Annotated in this window: 7 protein-coding genes; 1 reads left to right on the forward strand and 6 read right to left on the reverse strand. The window is 60.9% G+C overall.

Going from position 1 to position 9,805, the window contains the following annotated elements; genetic code table 11:
- Positions 1-184: 184 nt before the first annotated feature.
- Positions 185-1,282 (reverse strand): two-component system sensor histidine kinase NtrB, encoded by a 1,098-nt coding sequence (locus ACO9S2_RS17365; protein WP_423723681.1) that lies wholly within the window; start codon positions 1,280-1,282, stop codon positions 185-187.
- The gene (locus ACO9S2_RS17370; protein WP_423723682.1) at positions 1,279-2,652 is read right to left on the reverse strand and encodes a sigma-54-dependent transcriptional regulator; all 1,374 of its coding nucleotides are present in this window, start codon (positions 2,650-2,652) and stop codon (positions 1,279-1,281) included. Before ACO9S2_RS17370 ends, ACO9S2_RS17365 begins: the two co-directional genes overlap by 4 nt.
- 521 nt (positions 2,653-3,173) lie before the next feature.
- Here ACO9S2_RS17370 and ACO9S2_RS17375 point away from each other — a divergent pair.
- On the forward strand, positions 3,174-3,902 hold the full coding sequence (locus ACO9S2_RS17375) for a hypothetical protein (protein WP_423723683.1): 729 nt from the start codon (positions 3,174-3,176) through the stop codon (positions 3,900-3,902).
- A 134-nt stretch (positions 3,903-4,036) separates the two neighbouring features.
- Here the strand turns inward: ACO9S2_RS17375 and ACO9S2_RS17380 are convergent, their stop codons facing one another.
- The 4 genes from ACO9S2_RS17380 to ACO9S2_RS17395 form a co-directional block, all read right to left on the reverse strand.
- The gene (locus ACO9S2_RS17380) at positions 4,037-5,386 is read right to left on the reverse strand and encodes a TolC family protein (protein ID WP_423723684.1); all 1,350 of its coding nucleotides are present in this window, start codon (positions 5,384-5,386) and stop codon (positions 4,037-4,039) included.
- Between the two features lie 6 nt (positions 5,387-5,392).
- Positions 5,393-6,784 carry an HlyD family type I secretion periplasmic adaptor subunit gene (locus ACO9S2_RS17385; protein WP_423723685.1) on the reverse strand — a complete coding sequence of 464 codons (1,392 nt, stop codon included), beginning with the start codon at positions 6,782-6,784 and terminating at the stop codon, positions 5,393-5,395.
- A gap of 11 nt (positions 6,785-6,795) precedes the next feature.
- Positions 6,796-8,994 carry a type I secretion system permease/ATPase gene (locus tag ACO9S2_RS17390; protein ID WP_423723686.1) on the reverse strand — a complete coding sequence of 733 codons (2,199 nt, stop codon included), beginning with the start codon at positions 8,992-8,994 and terminating at the stop codon, positions 6,796-6,798.
- A 134-nt stretch (positions 8,995-9,128) separates the two neighbouring features.
- Positions 9,129-9,805: calcium-binding protein (locus ACO9S2_RS17395; RefSeq protein WP_423723687.1), on the reverse strand; the 677-nt coding region annotated here is incomplete at its 5' end.

Consider the following 9,805-nt stretch of genomic DNA (forward strand, 5'->3'; position numbering starts at 1 on the left):
TCAGGACCGGCATATGCGGAACCTTCGCAAGCGATGTGCCACCGCCACGCGGTATTTCCATCAAGAAATCACCTGAATTCGCGTGGGCTTCTGAGCTGGGATCAAAAAGAACGCAGTAAGGGATTTTTTTGTTGGTGAGAAAAGGGTCAACTGGTACAGGTCCACCTGTCGCGTTGCGCCACAGCTACAAGGCTGACGAGTGGGGACTGACTTCATCGGTGATCGGCAGTGAGAGGGTCACGGTCGTCCCTTGGCCGATCTCACTGGCCACATGAATAGACCCTCCGTGCTCTTCAAGGATCCCCTTCACGACCGTCAGCCCCAACCCGGTCCCTTTGCCGAACTCTTTGGTCGTGAAAAACGGCTCGAAAATCTTGTTCATCACATCCGGGGGAATCCCGTGCCCTGTGTCCCTGAGCGTCAGCAGGACAGCAGCGGGCTGCGCCTCCACGGTCAACCGCAGCACCCCTCCATCCGGCATGGCGTGAATGGCATTCATGAGGAGATTGATGAATACCTGGCTCATCTGATCCCGGTCGGCATACACCAGGGGACAGGCCTCGCTCAGCGCCAGCTCCACGTTGATCCGGCTCTTGACTAACCGCTCCTCGAACATCTCCAGATTGGCTTGAACCGTCTGACGAAGATCCAGCGGGGCCCGCTCGATCGGACTGCGCCTGGCAAACGCGAGCAACTGGTTCATCACCCGCGTAATCCGCTCCACCTGGCTGACGATCGTCTGCAGCCCCTTCTTGGTTCCCTCCTCCTTGGTGCGCTCCATCAGATATTCCGCCCGTCCCAGAATCACGTTCATCGGCGTCCCGATCTCGTGCGCCATGCCGGACGCGAGCGTCCCCAACTCGGCCAGCCGTTCCGCGCGACGCAACTGCGCTTCCAGCCGCTTGCGCTCCGTGATATCCACAACCGAGGCGAGAACACAGCGGCCGTGGCCGGTGTCGATCGGGGTCAGGCCGACTTCAACCGGAAACTCCGTGCCGTCCCGGCGCAGCCCGAACAGTTCCTTCCCACCCCCCATCGATCGGGCTTTCATGTGCGCGTGAAACTCTGTGCGCTGTGCAGGATGAGCGGCCCGGCGGTCCGGCGGCAGCAGCACCTCCACCGACTGCCCGATCAACTCGTCCGGTTGATACCCGAACAGATTCAGCACACAGGCATTGGCCATGACGATCGTCCCGGCCTTGTTGACCAGCAGCATCCCGTTCGGGGCCGCATCGACGATCAGGCGAAACTGGCCTTCATCCTTGAGCGCGTCCGGATTCACTCCTGGCTTTTCCCTTCCATATCGGCCAGTTTCCGGTAGAGGGTCTTCCGGTCGATTCCCAATGCATGGGCGGCCTGGTACTTATTCCCCCCGGTCTTCTCCAGAATCTTCTTGATGTACTCGTTTTCGATCTCATGGAGCGACAGCGTTTTCTCGGCGGCTTCGTCCAGCACACGCCGGTCGCCCCGCGCGCCCTGCACTCCCGTCGGCAGATCGTCCGGCGAAATGGTTTCTCCCCGGCTCAGCGTGACCGCCCGCTCGATCACGTTTTCCAACTCCCGCACATTGCCGGGCCAGTCATAGTCCATCAACATCGCCAGCGCCGACTCGCTCACGCCCTTCACATGCTTGCCCCGGGCCTCGGCGCATTTCTTCAAGAACGCCTCCACTAAAATGGGAATGTCCTCCCGCCGCTCACGCAGCGGGGGGAGCTTCAATTCGATCACATTGAGCCGGTAGTACAGATCGTCGCGAAACCGTTTCATCTTCACCTCTTCGGCCAGGTGGAGATTGGTGGCCGCGATGATGCGCACATCGACCGCCACCGGCTTATTCGCGCCGACCCGGCGAATTTCCTTCTCCTGAATCGCCCGCAGCAACTTGGCCTGCAGCATCAACGGCAATTCACTGATCTCATCAAGAAAGAGCGTGCCCTTCTGCGCCTCTTCGAACAAGCCCCGCTTGTCCGCCTTGGCGTCGGTAAACGCGCCCCGCATGTGGCCGAAAAGTTCGCTTTCCAGCAATTGCTCGGGAATCGCGGCGCAATTCACCGGAACAAACGGGGCATCCTTCCGGTCGCTGTTATAATGGATGGCCTTGGCGACCAGTTCCTTCCCCGTTCCGCTCTCGCCGGTGATCAGGACGTTGGTCGGTCCGTCGGCCACACGACGAATCAAATCGAACACTCCCTGAATCGCCTTGCTCTTCCCCAGAATGTGATGAAAGCTGTATTCCTTGTGGACTTCCTTCCGCAGGCGGCTGACTTCCCGTCGAAGCGCCGATTCGCGCACCGCACGCTCGACGACCCGGATGATTTCTTCCGTCTTCACCGGTTTCGTAAGATAGTCGCTGGCGCCCTGCTTCATGGCGTCTACCGCCGTCTCCACCGAACCGAACGCCGTCATCAGGATGACGCCCATATCGGGGTAGAGCCGTTTGATTTCGTTCAACAGTTCCGTCCCGAGCATGCCCTTCATGCGCAGATCGGTCAGGACGACCGCAAAGTATTGCTCCGCCAATAATTTGAGCGCCTCCTGCCCGCTGCCGGCCGTCGTGATTTGATGCCCGCGCTCTTTCAGCACATCGGACACCAGCTCCCGCATCTCCGCGTCATCATCTACAACCAGCACCGCGCCCCGTTCTTCAATCATTGGCAATCCCTTCCCCGGCGCTCTCACAGAGTTACAACTAACCCGCCATCATAGCCGATGACAAGCCTCATCTGTAGCAATATTCCCCAGCCACAAGCTGCTGCTGGCGACAAATGCGACAGAATTCCCCTGATTTTCATCTTTTCACAAGCTCTTGGGAGCCTTGTGCAAACCTGGCGCCAGGTCCTGCCCCCCAACAGGGAAAATAGATGCCCACGCTCACCAACACCAACACATCAAGGCCATGGTGACCGACCTTCCGGCGGATGCGGCCAAGGTCCACCAACGGCGTTTCAAAAATCCGCCCCAGGCACAACGTGAAGAGTGAGCCCTGGGAATCCCGGCGGTACTGCATCCGGAACCCTTCACCTGTCACGATTCACATCTCGCGAATCAAAGACCGAACCGGGCCGGCTCACAGTTCACGCCGGCGCCGCAGACCGGTCCACTCCATTGTTGTCGAGCAGCCTGCGTGGTAGCATCGCAATAGGACATCGGGCGCGAGACAAGCGGAGACTTCCATGTTCCCTCGGCAGACCACGGCATCCCTTCTTTGGCTGGCCGCCATCGCCGCGATCCCCGTAGCAGGGTACGGCGCCGATGCGCCGTCCGAGCGCATCGAGATCGCCGGCGACTACCGCTATGCGGCCCACGAGTCCGAGCCGGTCGACGAGGCCAAAGCCCTCGCCTGCAAGGAAGCCTGGCGATTGGCCGTGGTGAACTCCCCCCTGTACCGCGAACAGACCGCCTCCGTCATCGACTCCGCGCTCCTCCGCGACCTGGCCTACACCCTGGCGACCCAACACGTCCAGGACGGGCAGACCGTCGAGCAGCTCGAACGGGGACGCACCGTCTCCTGTCGCGTGCAAGGCTTTCTCCCCGTCGAAGAAAGCACGCGCATCATCAAGACAGCGCTGGCCGGCGGCCCCCCGTCCGCCGAATGGCTCGACCAGAATCGCGTGCTGCGCATCGTGAGCATCCGGGAGGATAAAAGCGGCACCATCGTCGTTCAATATGAAGCCCTGACACGATTGGATTGGATCGGCACCCACTACCAGGGCGGGTTGAGAGAATCCGCCGACATCATGGTGGACTTCTACGACGACCAGGGCATCCTGCTTCGGACCGACCGGTACCCGGCCAGACGGACATCGGCCGGGGACGACATCCTCAACCCGGGATCAGTGGCCATGCTCAAAATCGCCAAGCCTATGGCCGCCAAGACCTATCGCGTGTGGCTGGTGAAGTAGGCGGGCGCGCACGTTCACACGACTTTTCCGCAGCAGAAGCATAGATGCCTCCTTATGGCAGTCGGAGCCGCTCGTGAACCGAGTTCCCCTCCGTCAGCCAACTGCGCGTAGGCAAGAATACGGAGCGACTCGGACTAGTTTAATGCGTTCAAAGTGCCGGTAGCTCGGGCGAGGTTGACCCGCGCGGCATTGAGCTGAAAGAGGGCTGCCACGGCGTTTTCCCTGGCGCGCGAGACAGCCGTCAGCGCGTTGGTCATTTCAAACTGGCTGGCGGTCGTAATGACGGCATAGCGCTCACGAGCCAACTCCAACTCCCTGGTAGCCGACTGCAACCCGGCTTGGGCAATCGCCACTTGCTCCTTGGCCGATCCCAAAGCCGCCACAGCATCGTGGACTTCCATTTTGACTTGGTTGAGCACCGACCGCATCCGGAACGATTCCTGGCGCAACTGACTCCGGGCCTCGGCAATCCGTCCCTCCCGTTGCGCCCCGTCGAAGATGGGGATTTGCAGCACAAGGGCCATGTTGTAGGTGTCGACCGTGCTGTTCCACCGGTTGCCGATCAGCCCGTAGTCTCCCTGTGCCACCAGCGACGGCAATCGCTCGCCGGTGATCGAGGAGTACGTCAGTTCTGAAACGCGCATGCGGGTGTACTGCGCCATCACTTCCGGTCGATTGGTCAGGGCGGCTTCGACGGCAGCCTGAGGCTGAGGGGTGTCTTGCACCTCCAGCTGAAAGTCATCGGTGAGGGTGACGGGGATCTCGAAGGTGAACCCCAGGAGATTGATCAACCCCAGCTTAGCCCGCTCGGCATCATACCGGGCCGAGGCCCCCGCCTGCCGTTCATCGGCCAGCTGCCCCTCGAGCCGGGCGAGATCGAGGCCGGTCGCTACACCGCCCCGCTGGCGCTGTCTCACCATGGCCAGCAGCTCCGTCATGACCTGCTGAGTGGCCTCGCGCATCTTGACCATCGTCAGGGCCTTAACTCCCTCCATGTAGAGTAGGGCCACACTGGCCATGGTATCGAATTTCCTGATATCGGACTCAAACTCAGTGACATGCATCGTTTCGCGGGAAGCGCGCCACCGCTGAATCAGGCTGACACTCAGCAGATTTTGGGAGGCGGTCAGGCGGGTGTCGAAAATGCTGAAGGGATCGGTCCGTACCGGAGACAGCCCATAGGTGCCCAGGAACTGGGTCTGCCTGGACTGACGCACGTTGCCGGCAATATTGGGCAGCATCGCGCCCAGCTGGGTGAGGACCTGCCCGCGCGCGGCCTCGATCCGCTCCCGATAGAGCAAGACGTCGGGGTTGTTATCCACCGCGGCATCCAACGCCCCGCGCAAAGACAACGGCAACGGAGCCGGAGCCGCCGACTTTGCCCCTGTCGCAGGTGCGTCCGCAGCCGCACTCACCGCCGGAGTCAGGAGTCCACAGAGTCCCAATACCAGCCAGCAACTGATCTCGCCTATCGCGCGTCTCACCACATCCTACCGTTCCCTCAGGCTTTCCTTCGCCGACTTCAGCAACGGACTCAGCAGATATTCGATGATGCGCCGCTGGCCCGTCTTGATCTCCACCGTGACGGCCATTCCGGGAGACAGCTTGACCTGCTTCCCCTCCACCTGGATGGTCGCCCGCTCCATGCTCACGCGCGTGGGATAGACCAGACCGACTTTCTCGATCGGCGCCGCATCGTCCGACACGCTGAGCACCGTACCGGGAATTGTGCCGTAGAGTGTGAAGATGAACGTCTCGACCTTGATTTCGACCGGCTGCCCTTCCTTCACAAACCCCACGTCTTTGTTCTCGACCTGAGCCACGACCTCCACCGGATGATCTTGAGGCACCACGGTGAGCAGTTGCTGCGCGGGCGTGACAATGCCGCCGACCGTATGGACGGCAAGTTGCTGCACCACGCCATCGATCGGAGACACCAATCGCTGGAGATCGGCCTTCTGCCCCGCCTTCGTCACGTCTTGAACCAACGAGGCCGCTTTCGTCTCCAGAGTCGATAGCTCGACCTGCCTGGCCTGCTGAAACTCCGAAACCAACGCCCGATAGTTCTTTTCCGCTTCGGCCAGCGCCGCCAAATCCTGTAGGAGCCGATTCCTCTGCCCGGCCAGCTCCTGTGTCTTGTCGATCCGTTGCTCCTCCGCCTGCATGTAATCCATTTTGGTCACCGCGTCGTGCTCGAGCAGTTTCTTGTAGGCTTCCGCCCGCTCGGCCTCCATCGGCACCGTGGTTTCCAATCGCCGGAGATTCTCTTTCGTCTGATCCCGCGCCGCTCTCCTTTGATCGATCAGATGTTGCGCCGCAGCCACACGGGCCTGGAACTCGGACAGTTGATCGCGCAGCAACTGCTGCTGCAGCAGGACATACTGGGGATCGCTGTCCGGCGGGGCCTCGAATGTCGCTGCCCCGGCGATCAGCGCGCGCAAGCGGGCGGCTTCCACCTTCGCAGCCCGGTACTCATTGGAAGCCCGGTCATGATCGGCCCGGTTCTGCGTCGGATCGAGATCGATCAACACCTCGCCTTTGCTGACCACTTGCCCATCCTGGACATGAATCGCGGCGATCACGCCGGCCTCATAGGGCTGGATCACCTTTGAATAGCCGCTCGGAATGATCTTGCCCTGGGCCGTCGCCACGATATCGATCCACCCGAACGTCGCCCACGTGACACCGGCGGTGAAGGCGGCCAGAATCGTCCAGAGCACCGCCCGGCCGATCGGAGAGGGCGGGGCCTGTTGGATTTCCAATACAGCCGGAAGAAATTCCGTGGCGCGCCCGCCGGAGACTGTGCCGACTTGCGCACCATGCTCAGCCTGCCAAGCCGCCCGCCAGACCGACCAATATCGAGAGAGCAATCCGGATCCCATACCAGACCTTCCTACGACGCCTTCGGCGCCGCGACCGGGCGGCCGTCCTGATGGTGGTATAACCGCGCGTACGCGCCGTTCGCGCGGACCAGTTCATCATGTGTTCCCTGCTCCAGAATCTCCCCTTTCTCCACAACATAGATGCGATGTGCCGGACGCACGGTGCTGAGCCGATGTGCAATGATGAACACCGTCCGCCCTTTGCAGATATGCGCCATGTTCCGCTGAATAATGGCTTCCGATTCATAATCCAGGGCGCTCGTCGCTTCATCGAAGATGAGAATGCGTGGATTCGCCACTAGCGCCCTGGCAATGGCGATCCGTTGCCGCTGCCCACCGGACAGCGAGCAGCCGTGCTCGCCGACGATCGTGTCATAGCCTTCCGGCAATTCGAGGATGAAGTCATGGGCCCCGGCCAGTTTAGCCGCCTGCATCACCTGCTCCATCGCCAATCCGGGATCCGTCAGGGCGATGTTGTCGCGGACAGATTGGTTGAAGAGAAAGTTTTCTTGCAGCACCACCCCGACTTGCCGGCGCAACCAGGCCGGATCAACCTGCGCCAGATCCACTCCATCGACGAGAATTCGGCCGCGCTCAAGCACATACAGCCGTTGCAGCAGCTTCGCAATCGTGCTCTTGCCGGACCCCGACCGGCCGACAATCCCGATGACCTGTCCCGGAGCGACCGCAAAGGACAGCTTCCGCAGGATCTCCGCCCCGTCGGGGCGATAGCGGAACGTCACATCCTCAAACACCACCTGCCCGGCTACTTGCGGCAAGGTGGTGCGATTCGGGTTATAGGAGGGCTCCGGCTGCGTGTTCAGCACATCCCCCAATCGCTGCACCGACACACCGACCTGCTGAAACTCCTGCCACAGATTGACCATCCGCAGCAGCGGGCCTGTGACCTGCGCCGAAAGCATATTGAAGGCAATGAGTTGACCGATGCTGAGATCGCCGTCGATCACCCGGTAGGCGCCGACCCACAAGACGGCAACCGTCGTGACCTTCTGAATACATGCCGCCGTCTGACCGGCCACAGTGATGACACTGGTCGCGCGAAAGCTGGCGCGGACATATCCGGCGAGCTGCTCTTCCCACTTCCGCAACAGGGGCGGCTCCACCGCCATGGCCTTGACCGTTTGAATGCCGCTGATCGCCTCGACCAGGAACGATTGATTCTCCGCGCCGCGATTGAACTTCTCATGCAACCGTGCACGAATGATCGGCGTGATCGCCACAGACAAGACGGCGTAGAGCGGCAGCGAGACCATCACCACGCCCGTCAGCACCGGACTGTAGAACCACATCACAGCAAGAAAGACGACAGTGAACACCACGTCGAGCACCACCGTGACCGCATGGCTCGTGAGGAACTGGCGAATCTGCTCCAGTTCACGCACGCGGGCCACCGTATCGCCGACACGCCGAGCCTCGAAGTACGCGAGCGGCAAGGCCAGAATATGACGGAATAACTGGGCGCCCAGCCCGACGTCGATCCGGTTGGTGGTATGGGAAAAGAGATAAGTCCGGAGTCCACCCAGGACAGCGTCGAACAGCGCCAGCGCGATCATCCCGACCGCCAGCACGTGCAGGGTCGTGAAGCCTTTGTGCACGAGCACCTTGTCGATCACGACCTGGGTAAACAACGGCGTAAGCAGCGCGAACAGCTGCAGGAAGAATGAGGCAAGCAACACCTCACCGAGAAACCTACGATACTTGACGATGGCGGGAATGAACCAGGTGAAGTCGAACTTCAAATCTTGCAGCCGGAGATTCGCACGTTTGGTGAACAACAACAGTTCGCTGGACCAGGCTGACTCGAACTGCTCGCGCGAGAGGACCAGCGGCCGCCCCGCGGCCGGGTCTTGAATCAGCGCCTTGTCTCCGTCAATCTTGGCCAGCACCACATAGCGGCCGTCCCTGCGCTTGGCCATCGCGGGGAACGGCGTCCCCGCCAACTTGCTCCATTGCGTCGTGACTACGCCGGCTTTGAGTCCGAGGTGTTTCGCTGCGCGCAGCAACTCGGCATCAGACAGCGCTTGTCCTGACTGGGCGAATTGATGACGGAGCTGAGCTCCATCGGCAGGCAGATCGTAGAACCGGGCGAGGATCAGGAGGCAGACCAGCCCTGTATCGATGACTTCGGCTGGTGGAAGCGAGGCTGAATCAGAAGGATGAAGAGGAACACTCCCTACATCAGCTGACATGGCGTCATCCTAGGCTACTTACAGTAAAGGACCAAACGTTTTCTTTCATCAATACAGGATGACGTTCCACCCTTTCCTCTCACATCTGCCCCTTCACCTATCACGCCTGACGACTGACATTCCCCCACGCCTCCTCATTGCCAGCTTGCGGCCAAGATGGTTTGCACGTCCTGCGGCTGCTGATCGATGGCTTGATCCCAGGTCAGGCCGGTCTGCTCGGTGAAGGATGCCATCGCTTGAATCAGCTGATCAACTTGCGTGCTGAGCAGCACCTCACCGTTGCCCGCTTGGATCGTTTCCGTGCGGTTTGACGAACTGATGTACCAATTTTGAATGGTCACAGAGTCCGTCGAGCCATGGATCGACAAGCGCAGATCGTTGGCCTGGCGGCTGATCACGAGATCGAGCGGGTTGATGTCCGCAGCGTACAGTAACTTGTCAGAGGATCCGCTGTTGTCCTGCACAAAATCCTGCCCGTCACCTCGACCAAACAGATAGGTATCGGCGCCCAGCCCACCGTTGAGCGTGTCGTTCCCCGCCCCGCCAGTGAGACTGTCGGTGCCGGTCGAGCCGATAATGACGTTGTCGCCAGCGCTCCCAATGACGGTCACAAAACTGCCGATCCCCGACGCATCGAGGTTCTCGAAGCTGATCTGCGCGAGGGCGTCAGGAACGCCCCCGATCGACACCACCTGGTCGGTCGTCGAGGAGAGATCCACCTCTACGATATGGTTCCCCGGGACAATCCCACTGAGGACCAGGGTGTCGCTGTCCGCGCCGGCATCGATGCTATCCCCGTTGCCGGCCGTGA

Source organism: Nitrospira sp. NS4, assembly GCF_049546785.1.
In the GTDB taxonomy this organism is placed as follows: domain Bacteria; phylum Nitrospirota; class Nitrospiria; order Nitrospirales; family Nitrospiraceae; genus Nitrospira_D.

Bases quoted from the DNA above. Each gene is read 5' to 3' on its own strand.
- ACO9S2_RS17390 (WP_423723686.1), bottom strand. From the start codon at position 8,994: ATGTCAGCTGATGTAGGGAGTGTTCCTCTTCATCCTTCTGATTCAGCC.
- ACO9S2_RS17370 (WP_423723682.1), bottom strand. From the start codon at position 2,652: ATGATTGAAGAACGGGGCGCGGTGCTGGTTGTAGATGATGACGCGGAG.
- ACO9S2_RS17385 (WP_423723685.1), bottom strand. From the start codon at position 6,784: ATGGGATCCGGATTGCTCTCTCGATATTGGTCGGTCTGGCGGGCGGCT.
- ACO9S2_RS17375 (WP_423723683.1), top strand. From the start codon at position 3,174: ATGTTCCCTCGGCAGACCACGGCATCCCTTCTTTGGCTGGCCGCCATC.